Origin of the sequence: Bowdeniella nasicola (assembly GCF_001907295.1) — a bacterium.
Taxonomy (GTDB): Bacteria; Actinomycetota; Actinomycetes; order Actinomycetales; family Actinomycetaceae; genus Bowdeniella; species Bowdeniella nasicola.
Window position 1 is genome coordinate 1 of the sequence record NZ_MQVR01000196.1, and the last position, 590, is coordinate 590.

Annotated in this window: 2 protein-coding genes; one reads left to right on the plus strand and one right to left on the minus strand. The window is 56.9% G+C overall.

The features are described from left to right. Positions 1-38: 38 nt before the first annotated feature. The gene (locus BSZ39_RS13800; protein WP_143180566.1) at positions 39-221 is read right to left on the minus strand and encodes a helix-turn-helix domain-containing protein; all 183 of its coding nucleotides are present in this window, start codon (positions 219-221) and stop codon (positions 39-41) included. Positions 222-270: 49 nt separating this feature from the next. Here BSZ39_RS13800 and BSZ39_RS15220 point away from each other — a divergent pair, with 49 nt between their 5' ends. Beyond that, positions 271-516: a zinc-binding dehydrogenase gene (locus tag BSZ39_RS15220; protein ID WP_083603374.1), complete on the plus strand. Its 246-nt coding sequence runs from the start codon at positions 271-273 to the stop codon at positions 514-516. Positions 517-590 lie beyond the last annotated feature (74 nt).

Sequence of the window (590 nt, forward strand, 5' to 3'; positions counted from 1 at the left end):
ACGACCATGACCGATACCGACACGCCCGCACTAGCAAGCTAAAACCCCAAACGAGAGGAAAACGCCGTTACACCACTACAAGGGACTTGACCCAGCGTTGCCTCCGATACGCCAAGAGCACGGGCGATGTCGCCATTGGTCTTGCCTCCTGCTTTCAACTTCGCCGCCTGCTCTAACCTCGCAACGATCTGCTCCGGGGTGTGCTTGGTGAACTTCTTCATGGTTACCCATCTTCCCTGACCCACACGGATCATCAGGGCAACGACTTAAATCAATCGGCCCGAAAATTCCAGAACACACCAGTTCGACGTCGTGGTCGAGGCAGCAGGTGCGCCGGGAACGTTCGATAGCTGCGTCGAGGCAGCAGGCAGTTTGGGGCGAATCGTCGTGATCGGAATCCCAAACCGCGCCAGCGAGTTCAATCAAGCCCAGCTGCAGCGCAAGGAGCTCACTGTAATGAGTTCTCGGAACTCCACTCGCGCGGACTTCGGAAGCGTGAGGTCAAGTCCCTTGTAGTGGTGTAACGGCGTTTTCCTCTCGTTTGGGGTTTTAGCTTGCTAGTGCGGGCGTGTCGGTATCGGTCATGGTCG

Bases quoted from the DNA above. Each gene is read 5' to 3' on its own strand.
- BSZ39_RS13800 (WP_143180566.1), bottom strand. From the start codon at position 221: ATGAAGAAGTTCACCAAGCACACCCCGGAGCAGATCGTTGCGAGGTTA.